A 16,182-nucleotide genomic window follows, 5' to 3' on the forward strand; every position below is an offset into this window, starting at 1 on the left:
TGAGTTAACCGCTGCATGCACTGCCGCTATCAGCTCAGACGAGGCCGTGCCGTCTCCGGTGCGCGAAAGTACGTAAATCAGTACCTGGCCCGGCATGCCATGCGTTTCCGGGCCGTAGGCCTCAACGTCCAGCACATCCCCATCAGCACCACTGGCAAAATATTTGTAGGCATCCCATGCTCCTGCCGTGCTCAGGCGAGACCAGGAAAGCTGTATGCGCTCGCGATATGCATCGTCACTTTCATATACTGCATCGACAGGGGGGATCGCATCAGGCTGGGCTGGCGCGGTTATCAGTCGCTCCACGCCAAAATTACCGCCAAGCTGGTCAAGGTCATCACCTTTGGAGCTGGCGAGCAAAACGGCGCGAATGGCCTCGTTGACGCGCTGGCGCAGCAGACTTTCGCGATTGCTGATGGCCTCCCCCTGAATATAGGCAGGGTCGGACTCCAGCAGGCCATCGTAAGCGGCGTCACCTGCAACAAGCGCGGCGATCCACTCCTGAAGTATTTTCTCAGGGTCAATATTTTCAACAATGTCCGGCGGTGGAATGCGGGACAGATCAATCATTTTTGTGCTCACGTTATCCTGACTCCGCTAGTGCGAAATTGCGCGCCGCTTTCCAGGCTTCGCCCCTCGATCACGATCTCGATAAAACCGTTACCTGCGCCAGTCACATACACCCGCGTTACCCGAATTCTTGGCTCCCAGCGGTTCAGGGCGTCAGCGGTAGCGCGGCGAATACGGCCGACCAGGGCGGCATCGACAGGTGCATCAACCAGTTCAGGAAGTTCGCTTCCGTACTCGCGGCGCAAAACGCGGGTGCCGACAGGGGTGGTCAGAATATTCAGAATGGACTGACGTAGATGGTCGTTTCCCGACAGCGCTCGCCCCGTCCTGGCATTCATACCTTTCATCGGATTTTTCCCATAAAAAAACCCGCCAGAAGGCGGGTGTAATGTAATTAATTACAAATAAATTTATATTCTAAGTATTGGGATTCAGAAAATGAATTACTGTTTTGTTACGACCATCATTTGCATAGAGTCGTTAATTTGCATATTTTTTATTTCATAACCATCTACATACGTTACCCTAGATTTATCTCTTCTAGTCCCAGGCACACTCATCACATATGGTATAGAATTATCCTTGTAGTTATCTGAGCCGATTACTGCTTTTATAAGATGCACTCTAGCTGTCAGGAGAAACTGCGGAAGCCCACCTCTTGATGATTGATATAAAATGCCTGCGCTCTCAATTACATCATTGAGATTCTCATCTTTAAGATACACAAACGCACTTCCACCACAACCAGTCATCCCCCCTTCGTTTCCCAGGCGGTATTTCTTTAATTTACTTATTTCAATATCACCATCTTCAGATGAACTAGTCAAAATTGCGCAATATTTATCATGCTGCTCGAGACTGCTTTTACCTTCCATAAAAGAGTGATATTTTTTCATGAAAGACTCAACAGTTAGATCCAGTTCTCCTGAAAAGCATAAAAATGGAAACATAGCTAATATTATGAATAAAAAATTAAAGAGTTTCATCGATATCCCTTGCAATCAAAAAAGGGCGTTATCATCTCAGAGAATTCATTAATCACTTTATTTTTTGTGCTCAATTGTTTTCCGTCGGAAAATGATATATTTAACTATCAAAATAACACTGATGCATATCCCTCAGAATGGATGTAAGAATCTCTAAGAGCAATCAGCGTACCGCGATTGCTGGATTTTTTTGTGTCTGTCATTCAGAGAGCATTGCTTGCGCATTCACCATTTCAGACCAGGGGTTACATACTCTGATTAGGCTTCAGGGTGACGCTGTCTGTCTCGTCATGGTCGTGCTCGTTGTACGTCTCACGCACCTCGCTCAGGCTGCCCTGACTGTCTGACAGCTCCGCCTGAGTCGAGATATTCCCTTCCGCCGCCAGCGTTTTTTCGCATGTCACCGCGTCTTTATGGGTGGTCTCATCCTCAAAAGTCACTTTTCCCTTAAAGAACCAGCCGTCCGGCGTCGCCGTCAGACTGACAGCACCATCAAGCAGGGATATACCGAACGCTTTTGTGTTGATGTCGTAGGTGAAGTACGTTCCGTCAGCATAACGGGTGGTGTGCACGCCAGGCTCACTAACCGGTGACGGGTTATCGTCATTGTGCAGGCCGGGATAGACCACGCCGTTTCGCAAATCACCCGATTCACTGAACACCTGAACCGCCTCCCCCTTCACCGGCAGGCGCGCCTCGTTAACATCGCCCGCAGCGGGCATGTGACAGCGTAACCAGTCAGTCAGCAAATCGCCGATCTGCACACGGCAGCGCAGTGGTTTTGCCTGGACGGAGTGCACCACTCCGGAGGTAACCAGATTATTCAGCCTACGCTGCAGGTCGGCCAGGATAGCCTCACTCACGGCGCACCTCCGGCAGCAGGGCGAGGTAATCCTCCTCGTGCCCGCGACCAATGTCCGGTGCTTTGCCCAGCCACACCTGCTTCAGCGGCGCGCGGGCAATATCATGCGGATCGACACCAACGGGCAGCTGCACGCTGAAATCAATCCGCCACAGGTGATAGTCGTCCATTTCCGTGTCGAACTCGTCCACTTCAGCGCTCACGAAGACAGAGGGTTCAATATTAAGGCCGAACGTCTGACCGTCCACAAGGCAGGTCAGCTCATCGGCAAGATCGCGGGCATAAAGCTCTGGCGACATGCTTCCCGCAATGTCAAGGCTTCGGTTGACGGCAAGATAGACGGAGCAGTCAGTATCAACATGAAGCTGATCGGTGCCCGCGTCCGCCCGGGACCAGGCGTTAATTGCAAAATAAAGCGCCGGGGTCACCAGGGCCGTTTTTATCTCCGGGTATGCGCCGACATCTCGCTGCCAGGAGACCCCCTTAAGGTGTTCCAGGACGGCATTATGAAGATCAAACACTGCCACTCTGGCCATTAAATTCTCCTTCCTCTTCCGTCTGTTCTCAGGTTCGTGGCCACGCGATACTTAATCTCATGCTCATACTGCTTCATGAAATAAGAAGGCATCTCGCGGATCAAATCGGAAATGACATCCCTTTCCATCGGCTCCTGGATGTCTATCGTCGCCTCACGGGTGCGGTATTTCCCGCGCACAAAAATGGTTCGCCTGCCGGCATAAGGCCGGGTCACATAACCATCCTCAAAGGCGGTATCGGGCAGGCTCATTCCGTCAGGTGAGAACACGGGCGCAGCGCTGCCTTTACGCCGCTTAATGAAGCGACCCGTTTTTTTATCCCGCCGGGCGTGGCGCTTTCCTCTCTTGCCGGTTATCTTCCCTTTCAGGTCGCTGACAGGCATGGCGTTCAGGCCAAACCAGAACTTCAGGGCGTCAGGATCGCCCGCAGCCGCCTTCCTTCGGTAATACCCCATGCGCTTTCGCAGGGTGTCGAGCTTTCTGACCTTGATACCCTCTCCGGCCATTCTGGCGGAGCGGGTTTTAAGCCACGTCGCCGTGCGGCCAAGCGCGCGTCCATACGCCTGCAGCATCTGCTTTTCAGTGGCCTTCAGATAAACAGCGAGATTGGATATATTGCCGAGGTCAATTAAAGGCTTATTTTCTGAGGTCATGGCGTGCGTCCCTCGCGCAGGGGGGCCGGATCACCGGGCTGACCACGCGCAAGCGTAACAGTGCACGTGCCGGTATCATCAGGCCCTACTTTCACCACCCAGAAAGGTTCACCGGCAACGCTTACCGCATCGCGCTTTTTAAGTCCGGCTATAAGCGCTGTTTTAACAAATAGCGTGGGGGCGACATCTTCAATTGTCGCCGCGCCACCGGGCAGGGAGGAATCAGCGGCAGGCTCGTCAAAAACCGCCCTGACCGGGGTGTCCACGCCATGAATCGACACGATGATATTTTTTCCCATCGTATCAATGATGCGATCGTCCGCATCGCTGAGCGCCTCATCAAAGAGGTTATCGAAATCCATAGCACCTCCATAAGTTCAGGCCAGACACGTCAGCCCGCCTTCACTTAAACACGAATAATCTGCTTCCCGAGATTGCCTGCATCATCAGTGGAGATAAAAACCTCACGGCCGGGTTTAACAATGTCGCCTTTCCAGCGGCCTTTACTGAAGATATTCAGCTGCAGGGTTTTGGTCGTGCGGATAAGCACCACGCCGGACGTTTCATCGTCAGTACCAGGCTGAATTTCCACGCCGGAAGCCACAGATGTCGACGCGGTGCCGGTTGCCACATCCGGATCGTCCGTCAGTGAGGCCAGCTCTTCCTCAGCCTCAAGCAGCCGGATTTCGAGTTCAGCAACAGTCCCGGATGTATCAATATCGCGCCCGAGCAGGGCCGATAGCTCGCCAAGGCGGGCAATCATTTCTGTCTTTGTCATGGGTTTTCTCTGGGCGGCAAGCGCCGCCCGTCAGGGAGGGTTACGCCAGGGTGATAACCACAAAGGCATTCGGGTCTGGCAGAACGATCAGCGGCGCAGACTGCGTCATGGTGAACTCGCTGCTGACATCGCCCTGAGTGATCCAGTTTTTAGGGTAACGCTTCGCTGCGGTGATGCCTTCAGCAAACGCCTGAGCATCATGGATCATGCCGTAACAGCGGATGCCGCCAGTCTGGGTATTACCCATAACGATGGTATTTTCAGGCATATAGCGCTGCTGCTCGCCACCCTCATCCACGTATTGTGCCTTTGTAACCACAATAGCCAGATCGCCGTAGTACCCCTTGAAGGACACGAGAGACCCGAGGTCTTTCAGCGCGGTTTCCAGCTGGGAATTCGACCCGCGACGGGTATCCATTTTCTCGCGGAACAGCTTAAAGCTGTTCAGGGTGCGCCAGGCCTGCCCGTCCATAATGGCAATATCAATCGTGCCGCTGGCCTGATCTGCGTATAAATCCAGATCATACGTTGGGTCGAAGGTCTCAGTGTCCTGAACGGACCACGCTGCGCTACCGGCCTGAGTGATGTTGTTTTCAGGATTTCGGCCAAAGTCCACCTCAACCGGCGCAAACTCCTCACCTTCCATGATAAACCGGCCATACAGAACCGCCTGGGTGGCCTGCATTTCCTCAACCTGAACGATGGACTGCTCCTCGAGCTGCAAATTTTGGGCAATGATGCGTTCACGGCGATACGCCGGGTCATTCAGCATCGCCGGATCTTCGCCCGGCAGACGCTCCACCACCATGTCAGGCGTAACCTGGTGTTTTGGCTTCACGTAGCCGGGCTTAAGAGTGCGCGTCGAGCCGCCAAGGTTACGCTGCACCCTGCCCTGTACCGTAGGGGACACGTACACGGCGATCGGTGCCTTGCCTGTGATTTTGTCCAGCATCACTTCTGCGGTATCGAAGGTGATCTCACGCTTGAAGAACATATTCAGGAACAGCGCGTTGAATTTAAGCTTGTCCTGCGTGACAGCGATAAGCTGTCGGGTGGTGAAGAGAGACATGTATTTTCCTCGGGAAACAAAAAAGCTGCCGAAGCAGCCTGATTTAATGGGTTATAGCAGCGAACTGTCAGGCCACGCTGATGGCTGTACCCGCAAATGCATTCCGTTTTTTAGCCCCGGAAACGCCTTCAGGCCAAACCAGCTCATTGATGTCAAAGGTGCCGGTTTTGTAATACGACGCCATCGTGGAGATACCATCGTGGTCAAGTGCCAGAACGCCCACGGCTGCACCAGCACTCGCACCATCCCAGGGCAAAAGAACGCCATTGGTTGAATCAAGCATGAGCGGGGTGAGTGCCGGTGTAGGTTCCGTAATGTAAGCTTCCCCCAGTGCGGTATGTGCCGGATCACTGCCGGCGAAAATACGATGTTCACTGCGTGTTTCAAAGGTCATGGTTATTGCTCCTGTCGTCCGATAAATGAGCCTAAGCGCGCGGTCTCTTCATCCCTGCCGTCAACATCATTCCCGACTGAAGGGGCGGCGTCTGAAGTCATAAAGCGCTCAAAGCTGGCTGCCAACACGCCGGTGCCGGTTGCAACTGGTGCGAGAGACAGCAGCTCAACCGCGCGATCGTGTGTCATGCCCGGATCAGAGGCCAGCGCCTCCGCCAGCGCTTCACGTCCCTTAGCGACAGGGCAGGCAAGCAGCTGATCGCGAAGCGATGCAGTCTCTACGGCAGCGGCCGGAGATGCGCTTAAAAGCGCCTCGGCTTTATCCAGCGTCATTCCCGGATCGTCTGCCAGCAGTGATGCAAGCGTTTCGCGTCCCTTCGCCGCCGGAAGCGCCATAATACGTTCGGCCACTGTCGGTGAGCCCTCAGCAGATGCCGGTGCAGCGTTAAGGATCCCCTCAGCCTGGACTACCGTCATGCCCTCCTGCAGGGCCAGCGCGTTCGCCAGTGCCTCGCGTCCTTTTGCGGCGGGGCTCCCAAGAATACCCATCACGCGCTGACGCTCCTGTGCGGCCAGCTCTGCCGCCTGTTGTGGTGTTGTCATGCTATCTCCTGTCGGTAAAGTTTTATTGGTAAGTGCGGCAGCCATCAGTTCGACGGCATCAACACTGTTAACAAGCTCATCGGCAAATCCCACCGCCACTGCCTGAGCGCCATCGTATACGGCGGCCTCCGTTGCCAGCACAGCCTCAACGGACATCCCGACCCCCTGCGCCACTTTCTGTGCGAACATCAGGCGAACGTCCTCCATTTTCGCCTGGAAGGCAGCGCGAATGGCATCCGGAAGCGGTGAGTAAGGATTGCCGTCAGTTTTGTGGCTTCCGGAAAAGATGAGCGTTATTTCTCGCCCCTCTTTTTCCAGTGCGCCAGCAATATTGGTGTGCGCCATCAGCACACCCACCGAGCCCATGCGCCCCGTCTGCGTCGTCAGCCTGCGGGTACAGGCCGATGCCATCAACATCGCCGCTGAACAGGCCATATCATTGGTTAATGCCCAGATGGGCTTCTGCGCACGCAGTCGGGTTATCAAATCGGCACAGTCAAACGCACCGGCTACCTGACCGCCAGGACTGTCGATATCCAGCATGACGCCTCGCACCTCCGGATCAGCCATCGCCTGTGTGAGCCGCGCGATAATTCCGTCGTAGCCGGTCATGCCCGAGAAAGGCCGCATTGCACCAAGTTTATGGACCAGCGATCCCGTCACGGGGAGCACGGCGATACCGTTGCGTACTTCGTAGAACCGCGCAGCCTTGCGATCGCCCGACATAAATGAAGCAGTGACCGCCTCCATGTCCTGCGCGCTCAGCAGGGCGTTTTCTTGTGGGATGATCAGACGCTCGGTGCCAGTCTCTTTTCCCAGCGCAGAAAAGAAAACCCGCGCATAGGCAGGCTCTAACATCAGGGGTTCGTTAAACGCCGTACTGGCGATGTGGGCCAAATTACGTGGCATTTTTATTGCCCTCACTCTGTTGTTGGCTGTTTACAATTTGCTGATTGTAGGTCTGCGCTATCCAGCTCGGGGATCGAAGCCCCGCATTTTCGCGCTCTTTCGACTCCCTGGTCTGCTGGCGGAACACTTCCTGATAATCCTCGCCCAACTTCGCCAGCTCCTTCTCGTAGGTGCTGAGTCCGGCCTCGATCAGCATAACGGATTCCTGCACCTCTTTAAGGCCGTCGATCGCCATGCGTCCTGCCCCAATCCATTCGGAACGGCTCCAGGCGCTGCGGGCCTCATAAAACCCAAGACGCGCAGCAGGCGGAACGAGAAGACCACGCAACAGCACCTCCTCGAGCCAGCAGTCGAACATTTGCCACGCCAGACGCGCAGCAATGAATTTGCGCTGCCCCATAAAGTAACGCCACGACTCGTTCGCCGAAGCGCGGGCGCTGGAGTAACTGACCTGGCTGTAGTCGTGGGAAAGCTGCTCGTAAGAAACACCGAGTCCGGCAGCGATATAGCGCAGCAGAGCCTGTTCAAACACCGAAAACCCGTTGTCCGAGTCCTGGGCTGACTGAAGGTTCAGCGAGTCGCCACTCATCAGGTGCGGGATTTTGACACCGCCCAGCCTGATATTGGTGTTGGCGTAATAGGCCGCCCGCTTCATCAGCATTTTATCAAGCGCACTCTGAGTGCCATTTTCTGCGCCGCCAATAAACGCCAGCGCCTCTTTGGTATCGAGGTCAGACTCAATCGTAACCGCATACATCGATTTAACGATTGTGCTCTGGAGCTGAGTTTTTTGAAGCGTATCGAGCATTTTTAACTGCTCCATTACGCAATAAAACTGATTGGCACCGCGCGTCTGCCCGTCCTCCGTTGGCTGGAAGATATGAATAATCCCCGGCCTGCCAAGGCGATTGCGCTGCGCTACCCGCAGATAACGGGAGGAGCCGTGATAATGCGGATCGCCCTGCCGAATATGGTAGGCAACCGCCCTTCCGCTGCTGTCGATATCAATACCCGCACGACGCTGAGAAGTATCTGCACCGTTAAACGGATTTTCGATGCGCTTGGGGCTGATCATTTTGAATTGTGTGCGGAACATGCTGCCGCGCCCGCCGCCCCAGATGGGCTGAACGAAAGCCTCGCCGTTGAAGGCGTGCACAGCAACTGCCTCCCGGATGAACTCCGTGAAATTGCGCTTTCCCTCAACGTCTATCGCGCTCATTACCGTGTCAGCAAACTCTGTCCATGCAGCCTCGACGTCATCGGCAAATGCCTGCGCGTCGGACTCCTTCATGCCCAGGAAGCGCCAGTTTGGTCGGTAACTGAGCCGGAACATGTTGCCGACTACGTGATCCTGATGTAAACGCACGCCATTAGTGGCAATGCCGTTGTTTCGCACCAGATCGTCAGCACGCGCGTTGCCCAGCTTAAGCGTCGGCAGTAGCGCCGCATCGGCGCTTTGCAGTGGGGGCACCCATTCGGCAAGCTGACCACCGAACCCCACACCGCCACCGCTGTACCCCATCGAATCGCGCAGTGGACGACCATGGACGTCAACCAGAACAACTTCCGTCATAGTCTTACTCCCGCTGGGGGCCCACGGCGCGAGGCCATACCAAGCCCGGTTTCAATCTCATTGATGTAGCGGCGAAGGTCGGCAATAGTCGTCTGATTAAACTGCACCTGACGCCCATCTTTAGAAATCGATACCGCTTTTTTACCCAGTAAAAGCTCGTGCAGCGCCTTTCTGGCCTCGTTTAGCATCTCTTGTGTGTACATTTAACCCCCTCCCAGTTGGGCATAAACAGCTTTCATGGCGGCATCCTCCGCGTCGGGACGCGTTCGGGACGCGGCAAGCACATCCAAATCAACTTGCCATCTTTGCATCGACAGCCGTAATGCGGCATAGGCGTAGACAAAACAGTCCAGCGCCTCGTTTCGCCGCCCTTTTTTGTCCCACAAGCGACGCATCTTCCCGCGTTCATATTTTTCAGTGAGTTCCTCTGACACCAGCTGCTTCGCCTCTTCTTCGGCAAAAACATCCGGGTTTAAGGGGAACCTTATTGCGCCAGGCGTCGGCTCGCTGAAATCAACTGGCTGAGCGGCCATGCGGGCATAGAGGATCTCTTTCGCGGTATCCGTACCAATTTCGCAAAGATAGGTGCCGTGTTCGTTGCGGGTTTTTGGCATGGAAATAACCGTTTTCCCGTAAACGCTGGCCCCTTTAATCGGGATAACCCGGAACAGACCATGCTTTCGGGAGCGGCGATGCACGATTGTCGGGTCGATACCGCCAGTATCCCAGCAGATGCGGGCGATGATCATGTCCGAACCGTCCTCATGACGGTAACGCGCGTTGATAGCCTCATCGACCCTCATGAGGGTTTCTTCTGCGTCATGTCGTCCCATGATGATCTTTTTATCAATGAGGAAAGCCTCCTCACCCGGTGCCCATCCCCAGACGTACACCTCATAGCGGTTTAGCTGTGAATCTATGCCGCACGAGAGGTACACGACGCGGGCCGGAACCTGGGCCTTGTAAGCCCCTCTCTTCTCCAGAAGAATATCGTGCTGCAGTTTTTCGCCTATGGACTCACTCCAGGTCTCGCCCAGCGTCGTATTCCAGAAGCCTTTCATCCCGTTCGGATCTTTCAGGGCGGCGAGATAATCCCAGATAATTTGTTCCCAGGTGGTGAATGGGCTATAGGCCGTCCAAATGTGAAATGAGACGGAACGCGGCGCCGGAATTTCGCCACCACTACCGCCAAACCATTCCAGCCCATCCCGCGTCCATATCTGTGTGTTTTCACATATCCAGCGCCCCGCTTTCTGATCCAGCTCGGGTTGGCGGATAACACAGCCATTATGTTCGCAGAGGTAATAGACGGTCGCGGGCTTGCCCTCCTCCCATTTCAGACCAAAAGGAGTGTCATCTTCGCCCCACTTAAGAAATTGCTCTTCGCCGCAATGCGGACAGGGAATGTTGAAGCGGAGCAAGTGATCGGACTCACGCGAAGCCTTCTCAATCTGACAGACATCCCTGATTTTAGGCGTGGAGCCGCGAATGGATTTAGGCCAGACGGAGCCCTCGATACGTTTGTCACCGAGCTGCGTGGGTGAGCCTTCTTTCTCGATATCTGCGTCAAAGGCTGCCAGCTCGTCATACATCACCGCATCCACTGATTTCTCGCGATAATTCTTGGCGGCCTTACCGCCGAGACACCACAGGCCAATACCATGAGAAAATCGCTTCATGGATAACGTGTTGTCACGGTGTTTTTTGCCGTACCAGGGTGCAAGAATTTTCAGCGCCGGCACTTCACGGATCGTCGGTTCGACGTGAGACTTCATGAAGTTCTCGGCATCGCCATCCGTCGGCTGAAACATCAGGCAATTGCGATTTTTGTGCTCAACAAAATAGGCCATCACTGCCAGCAGCATTTTTGTGTAACCGACACGGGCTGATTTAATGAAGTTGACGGTGCGGATCCTGTCGTTGCCCATGCTGTTCATAATCGCAACCTGAAACGGCAGGGTCTCCCATCGGCCCGGGTTATAACTGGACTCCTTCGGGAGGTAGTAATATTCGTTGGCCCATTCAACAACAACCATCGGGATCGGACGTTTCAAACCAGCCAGGCCATCACGGGATGCCTGCACCATATTTTCAATCTGTGCTGCTGAGATATTCATCAAGGGCTTCCGGTATTTTTTCACTGGTCATAACAGCGGCATTCATTGCTTTCGCGATCAGGGCTTTCAGGTAGTTGAGTTGGATTTCATCCATCTCGATAAAGCGTCGCTGCATCGACAGCGGGATCGTGTCCAGCACTGAAGCAATATCATTGGCAAGCCTCGAGAGCGCAAACGTACAGAATGCAGTGTCGACAACCAGTTTTTCATCTTTCAGATTTTTGAGTTCCTGCGCATCAGCCTGTGCCCTCGTCAGTCGGTATCTCTCATAGTCAATAGATCCGGGTTGCAGATCTGACTCACTGGCTTTACGAAGCTCATTAACTTCCTGGCGAAGCCTGGCGTTCTCAAGTTCACAGTCACGCTCGACGTACCATTTGATCACAGCGCTGGAATCAAAGGTCACCTCAACACCTTTGCCACCTCCAGATGAAACGGGCATGCCCTGCGTTTGCCAGCGCTCTATCGTCCTGGCGTCTACCTCAAAAATCTCAGCAAGCGTCTTTTTATTAACATTCATTTAACACCTTGATTAAAAAATGAGTTCCGACATGAAATGAAGAAAATGAGCCAAAAACGGCGCTCGGAATGTCGGTTTGTTACGCACATAAAAATCAATTAATACAAGAAGTTAAAAGAAAAAAGAACCGACATGATTTTTCCCTGGAAAATTTTCATAAATAGCGAATCCGTGCGAGTTTTTGCACCCTCGGTGCTCTCAAGTGCTGGAAAGTACCTTTTCGGAGGGGGGCTGCGTGTATCGTGCGCGTCAGTCTCTGCGTTGGAGTCGAACCATCCCTGGTGTTACCCTTTGATTTCTCACAAACAAAGAACCAGGGAGGTTCGACATGACTGCACAAAATGAAAAATTGGCTGATAGCATTGCAAAAGCATTAAAGGAATCAGAGTTGCTCAGACCACCAATTTCGCTGGGATTAACTCCATCTCAATTCAATGCCCGACTACGGGCCGCGATCACAAAGGGATTAGAGCTTGATCCCAGTTCTGGCCGACGCCCTCCTGCAGGGGTTAAGCTCTGAACGATGAGGGGTGATAGCCCACTCAGGTCCGCAACCACTAACACAATACCGGGCAATTAAATCGTTGCGGGGGATCGACCGGAAATAATCAGCAATGAGATCCCCCGCCTCAATCGCTCCCGCTTCAGACACAAAAGCCCACTGGGCCATACCCAGCCCGCCACCTATGTCCATGAAGTCAGGTGTGGCAGGTTGAATGTTGTGTCTGCTGAGAAGATCGGTGATGTCATTAAAAAGCGCCCGGTTTATCTCTCTGGTTATGCGAACGAGATCCGGATAAACATACATTCTCAACATAATGCCCACCTCTTATTAAAATCCGTTACTGCGCCAACTTTGGCGGTTTATTTATAACCGGTTCGCGTGTTTTAACGCGACGTGAGAACAATGCGAGCAGCCCCGTATGCATATGCTTTACGCCCCCAGATCTGCGTAGGAGGTGTAACGCTGAATTTCCCGCCCGCGCCTTCTGTGTGCCCCTCAACTTCCGCAAGTGGAGCGGCATCGGCATCAACGTACTCGAGCACACCAGACTTTACCTGGATAAACGAGGTCGTTGCTCCATCCGTTATCTGCTGCCATTCACCGCCGAGGGAAATGATTCGTGTGCTTACTGTCATGAATTACTCCGCGTTAACCTGGCGATAAATGCGCACAGATACTGATGTCAGGGTTATCGTCGCGCCGCTGTCGTTTTGCAGACCAACAATTACGCCCTCTGTTGTGAAAGGGTCAGTCGCTCCGGACGTGTGGGACTCCAGCACCGAATCACGGTTATCAATGCTGTTCCCGCTCGTTTTGCTTGCGTCCGTAGAGCCGATGATGGTCGTTCCGTTTGCACGGCGCGTCTGGAACTTCCATTCACGAGCCGTACCGGATGAGCCGCCGACCGCTCCGGTAATTCGAAACGAGAAGGTCACGCCTGATGGCTTTGTTTTTGCCGGCAGCTTTGCCACACCAGCAGCAACTGTTACGCCTGCAGTTCCACCCGTCTGCTGAGTAATGCCAGCGAGGGAGAGGAAATTCAGAAACGCGGCATTGGCTATGGTCTGGCTGCCCGTCCAGTTGAAAACATCCAGCAGAAAAGTATCGACAATGGGCGCTGGCGTTCCGGCAGGACCAGGTGGGCCCGCGGGCCCAGTTGCGCCGGTGTCACCTTTTGGCCCGGGTGGACCAGGCGGCCCTTGAGGGCCAGGCGCACCAGAGCCACCGCCTCCCATACCGCCGGGAATAATTGCCATAACAGAATAATCCTCTGAGAAATGAAGTTTTGCCGCGTGGCGCCATAAAGGCTTGTGCTGCTAAATGTGGATTTTGAAGATAATAATTATCAAGCCCACCAGCTGATGGGCTTTGGAATGATTACTCTTCGACTACAGCGCCTGGCGGCAAATCAAGACAGCCGAACACTGGCGAACCAGGGGAGCGCTCGTCTTCTACGGCCAGCAGTTGCGACTCGGAATACCAGCGCGTGGTCGCACATTTATCGGCAGCCTGGTAGTGAATGAAATACTGATTTTCGTCACTACGGTATTGAGCGCGAGCCTGTACCTCTCCCCATTCGTCGCTGATACGGATATTCACCAGCTGACCAAGGTGAAATTTAAAATCTTTTGCTCTTTTTTGCATTTGCGTCTCTCTTAAATGAAAAAGCCCCGCATTAGCGAGGCATGTTTAGAATTTTGTGCTGAGTTGTGAAATATATTGCCGGGAAAACCCGATAGCACACCCCATAAAAACAGATCGTTTATGCTGATTTTTCTGTTGGCCATCGTGACGCGGCAGCAGAAAATAAAATCACCCTCGCCAGCGCGCTTTGACCTGGCGGACATCAATGTGCGTAAAGCTGCTGTAGCGGCCGACACCGTAGCGGTCCGGGTATTTGCGTTCGAGATAGTCGGCCACCAGCGCCGGGGTACGACCAGAAACAACGATGTCAGCAGCGATACCCTGGACGTGCTGGGAGTTCGGTACGCCACCCACCTTCGCATTATGCTTTTCGCAGCGGCATCCGCTGTTTATTTTCACCGGCGTGCCGAAGTGCGTGCGCACATCTTCCAGCACCGTAATGAGCTCAGGAGAAACGGTGTCGAATCCACAACCGCAACGACATGCAAACTCACTCCTGCTGAAGTGCTCGCTTAAATCACCCACAATTCAATCCTCAAAATCACAAAGAAATGCCAGAAGCAAAAAAAAGACAGCCATCGAGAGCAGGAAAGAGAAAAGCATGCTGATCATCTTCCGAACTCACCATAGCGACCTGATTATTAAAACCCACATGACAATCGCGAAGGCGCAGACAACACCCCAGCAAATCTCTTCAACCATCACTTAATAATCCTCTCCGCAGCATCCCGGATACGCATCTTCACGTAATCCTCATTTTCTGGCTGCTCAGCAAATCCTACTGCCAGCATACCAATCATCGTCCCGAACTGAGGAGGGATAGCTGCAGCACATACCCATTTCACCCCCGCTTCGCGCGCCGTCTTTCCAACTACGGTATTTGCCACGTGAGGCCAGCATTTCGTTTTGCTGTTTATGAGCTCGATTATCTCAGCCGTAAGCTTTGACTGGGGCCTGAGGGCAAGGTCTCCCGTCCCCTCCTGATTTGTCAGGCGCTCATTACGCACACGAACAAATAACGCCCTGCGCTGGTTGCTCTCAAGGTTGACCGACCACACCGCCGCACTGAGCGCAGTAGTATCAGCCATCAGCGATGTGACCTCAGGCTCTACGCGCTCCTCATCAATACGCGGATTGCCAAAGCTCGCCATCGCCCAGAAGGCAAGCTCCCGTCGGTAATCCCATACCGCGTACCCGGATGCGCAGAACGTTACCAGCACCATAAAGATAATCAGCTTCTTCCAGGTGTTGACGTAGCGAATGACCGCCAGCGCGCGGCCAGCCTCTTTTTGTGTTTCGTCCATAGGGTTCCGTTGTGCCATACCGGCACTCCGGCGGCTCTGTCATTGAAAATACTGCTCTGTCGCGGGCATTGGTTCAATGCCCGCTGCACAGCACTATTCGCCGGGCTTCGCGGTACGCGAATCTGCCAGCTCCTTACGCACCTTGAAATTACCGGGACAAATTTGTCGGACGGTCTTACCGGCGATAGTGGTGATATATGCCTCATCAGAAACAATGATTGATTCAGCCCCAAGGCGATTGCCATTGCTGAAGTGGATGCGGGCAACAACATCAGAGGCCGGGGAAGCTGGCACGAATTCGAGCTGGTAGTAATCACCAATTACTGTGACCTCCTCAATATGACGACCATCGGGAGAGACAGTTATTTTCTTCAATGCGTACATAGTTAGCACCTTAGTTAGTTGGTTGGTTAGTTGGTTAGTTGGTTGGTTAGTTGGTTAGTTGGTTAGTTGGTTAGTTGGTTGGTTATTTTTCGGGTTTAACCAGCGGCCACATCACAATGACCACCATCGCCACCAGCACGCCATCGGCAAGAACCGACATCAGCTTACTGGTGAAATCGACCATCACCACCAGCGCCAGCAGCAACGCCGCCAGCACCAGTCTTGCCTGATTAATCAAGGTACGTCTCCAGACGCAGGCCCAGACGGTTGGCGATTTCGTCCAGCACTTTCTTCTCAGATTCCTGGATATCGCCATCCGCTTCGGCGATCGCAATCGCCGTCACCAGCACATCTTCAGCTTCACGCTGATCGCCTTTACAGTCTTCAATCTCACGATACGCTGCCAGGCGGCCAACTTTATAGTTAGCATCGAGCTGCGCGATGATGGTCTGGCTAATACCCTGAATCTCAGAAGTGAACGCGCCCAGCACCGGATTAGCGCGAAGAACCTGATCCACGGCCGCCTTTTCCACGTTAGAGCACTCGCCATCGGCATACGCCACCAGCCAGGCCGCATTAATCACAGCCTGAGCCAGATCGCGTTTCTCAAATTTCTTTACTTCAGCTACTGCTTTACGTGCTTTTTTACCAAAACCAAACATCGTGACCTTCCTTTAGTGGTGAGCCTTACGCTCAGAGTGGACAGCCCGCAGATGTAGTCACACTGACCACTGCTAAGGCTCACCCTGAAAGACTCTGCGGTTGATGTGCGCCGA

The 16,182-nt window shown here is 53.7% G+C and carries 24 protein-coding genes; all 24 read right to left on the reverse strand.

What is annotated here, in order from left to right:
* On the reverse strand, positions 1-582 hold a 582-nt coding region (locus tag EXW94_RS19975; RefSeq protein WP_309232514.1), incomplete at its 3' end, for a baseplate J/gp47 family protein.
* The gene (locus tag EXW94_RS19980) at positions 579-917 is read right to left on the reverse strand and encodes a GPW/gp25 family protein (RefSeq protein WP_174340830.1); all 339 of its coding nucleotides are present in this window, start codon (positions 915-917) and stop codon (positions 579-581) included. The genes EXW94_RS19975 and EXW94_RS19980, both read right to left, overlap by 4 nt.
* 96 nt (positions 918-1,013) lie before the next feature.
* On the reverse strand, positions 1,014-1,556 hold the full coding sequence (locus EXW94_RS19985; protein WP_174340831.1) for a hypothetical protein: 543 nt from the start codon (positions 1,554-1,556) through the stop codon (positions 1,014-1,016).
* A 245-nt stretch (positions 1,557-1,801) separates the two neighbouring features.
* Positions 1,802-2,419, reverse strand: a complete 618-nt coding sequence (locus EXW94_RS19990; RefSeq protein WP_174340832.1) for a phage baseplate assembly protein V — start codon at positions 2,417-2,419, stop codon at positions 1,802-1,804.
* On the reverse strand, positions 2,412-2,954 hold the full coding sequence (locus EXW94_RS19995; protein WP_174340833.1) for a hypothetical protein: 543 nt from the start codon (positions 2,952-2,954) through the stop codon (positions 2,412-2,414). The genes EXW94_RS19990 and EXW94_RS19995 overlap by 8 nt, the downstream gene beginning before the upstream one ends.
* Positions 2,954-3,607 (reverse strand): hypothetical protein, encoded by a 654-nt coding sequence (locus EXW94_RS20000; protein ID WP_174340834.1) that lies wholly within the window; start codon positions 3,605-3,607, stop codon positions 2,954-2,956. Before EXW94_RS20000 ends, EXW94_RS19995 begins: the two co-directional genes overlap by 1 nt.
* Positions 3,604-3,969 (reverse strand): head-tail joining protein, encoded by a 366-nt coding sequence (locus EXW94_RS20005; RefSeq protein WP_174340835.1) that lies wholly within the window; start codon positions 3,967-3,969, stop codon positions 3,604-3,606. Before EXW94_RS20005 ends, EXW94_RS20000 begins: the two co-directional genes overlap by 4 nt.
* A 44-nt stretch (positions 3,970-4,013) precedes the next feature.
* Positions 4,014-4,385, reverse strand: coding sequence for a DNA-packaging protein FI (gene gpFI, locus EXW94_RS20010; RefSeq protein WP_174340836.1), 372 nt, complete (start codon positions 4,383-4,385; stop codon positions 4,014-4,016).
* A 40-nt stretch (positions 4,386-4,425) separates the two neighbouring features.
* Positions 4,426-5,454, reverse strand: a complete 1,029-nt coding sequence (locus EXW94_RS20015; RefSeq protein WP_174340837.1) for a major capsid protein — start codon at positions 5,452-5,454, stop codon at positions 4,426-4,428.
* Between the two features lie 67 nt (positions 5,455-5,521).
* On the reverse strand, positions 5,522-5,848 hold the full coding sequence (locus tag EXW94_RS20020; protein WP_174340838.1) for a head decoration protein: 327 nt from the start codon (positions 5,846-5,848) through the stop codon (positions 5,522-5,524).
* Positions 5,849-5,850: 2 nt separating this feature from the next.
* On the reverse strand, positions 5,851-7,359 hold the full coding sequence (locus EXW94_RS20025) for a S49 family peptidase (RefSeq protein WP_174340839.1): 1,509 nt from the start codon (positions 7,357-7,359) through the stop codon (positions 5,851-5,853).
* Positions 7,349-8,932, reverse strand: coding sequence for a phage portal protein (locus tag EXW94_RS20030; RefSeq protein ID WP_174340840.1), 1,584 nt, complete (start codon positions 8,930-8,932; stop codon positions 7,349-7,351). Before EXW94_RS20030 ends, EXW94_RS20025 begins: the two co-directional genes overlap by 11 nt.
* On the reverse strand, positions 8,929-9,135 hold the full coding sequence (locus EXW94_RS20035) for a phage head-tail joining protein (RefSeq protein WP_174340841.1): 207 nt from the start codon (positions 9,133-9,135) through the stop codon (positions 8,929-8,931). The genes EXW94_RS20030 and EXW94_RS20035 overlap by 4 nt, the downstream gene beginning before the upstream one ends.
* On the reverse strand, positions 9,136-11,049 hold the full coding sequence (locus EXW94_RS20040) for a phage terminase large subunit family protein (protein ID WP_174340842.1): 1,914 nt from the start codon (positions 11,047-11,049) through the stop codon (positions 9,136-9,138).
* A complete protein-coding gene (locus EXW94_RS20045) occupies positions 11,024-11,569 on the reverse strand; it encodes a terminase small subunit (protein WP_174340843.1) in 546 nt (181 codons plus the stop codon). The genes EXW94_RS20040 and EXW94_RS20045 overlap by 26 nt, the downstream gene beginning before the upstream one ends.
* 466 nt (positions 11,570-12,035) lie before the next feature.
* The gene (locus EXW94_RS20050) at positions 12,036-12,386 is read right to left on the reverse strand and encodes a hypothetical protein (protein ID WP_174340844.1); all 351 of its coding nucleotides are present in this window, start codon (positions 12,384-12,386) and stop codon (positions 12,036-12,038) included.
* Between the two features lie 71 nt (positions 12,387-12,457).
* Positions 12,458-12,709 (reverse strand): hypothetical protein, encoded by a 252-nt coding sequence (locus tag EXW94_RS20055; RefSeq protein WP_174340845.1) that lies wholly within the window; start codon positions 12,707-12,709, stop codon positions 12,458-12,460.
* Between the two features lie 3 nt (positions 12,710-12,712).
* The gene (locus EXW94_RS20060) at positions 12,713-13,330 is read right to left on the reverse strand and encodes a protease (protein WP_174340846.1); all 618 of its coding nucleotides are present in this window, start codon (positions 13,328-13,330) and stop codon (positions 12,713-12,715) included.
* Between the two features lie 121 nt (positions 13,331-13,451).
* Positions 13,452-13,718: a hypothetical protein gene (locus EXW94_RS20065; protein WP_174340847.1), complete on the reverse strand. Its 267-nt coding sequence runs from the start codon at positions 13,716-13,718 to the stop codon at positions 13,452-13,454.
* A 168-nt stretch (positions 13,719-13,886) separates the two neighbouring features.
* Positions 13,887-14,243: a D-Ala-D-Ala carboxypeptidase family metallohydrolase gene (locus tag EXW94_RS20070; protein ID WP_174339198.1), complete on the reverse strand. Its 357-nt coding sequence runs from the start codon at positions 14,241-14,243 to the stop codon at positions 13,887-13,889.
* A 176-nt stretch (positions 14,244-14,419) separates the two neighbouring features.
* Positions 14,420-15,022: a hypothetical protein gene (locus EXW94_RS20075; RefSeq protein ID WP_174339197.1), complete on the reverse strand. Its 603-nt coding sequence runs from the start codon at positions 15,020-15,022 to the stop codon at positions 14,420-14,422.
* Positions 15,023-15,115: 93 nt separating this feature from the next.
* Positions 15,116-15,406, reverse strand: coding sequence for a hypothetical protein (locus EXW94_RS20080; RefSeq protein ID WP_174340848.1), 291 nt, complete (start codon positions 15,404-15,406; stop codon positions 15,116-15,118).
* An 82-nt stretch (positions 15,407-15,488) separates the two neighbouring features.
* Entirely contained in the window at positions 15,489-15,641 is a 153-nt protein-coding gene (locus EXW94_RS20085) for a DUF3927 family protein (protein ID WP_375336635.1), read from the reverse strand.
* A complete protein-coding gene (locus EXW94_RS20090; RefSeq protein ID WP_174339195.1) occupies positions 15,637-16,068 on the reverse strand; it encodes a tellurite resistance TerB family protein in 432 nt (143 codons plus the stop codon). Before EXW94_RS20090 ends, EXW94_RS20085 begins: the two co-directional genes overlap by 5 nt.
* Positions 16,069-16,182: the final 114 nt, after the last annotated feature.

Origin of the sequence: Enterobacter sp. JMULE2, assembly GCF_013337145.1 — a bacterium.
Taxonomy (GTDB): Bacteria; Pseudomonadota; Gammaproteobacteria; order Enterobacterales; family Enterobacteriaceae; genus Enterobacter; species Enterobacter mori.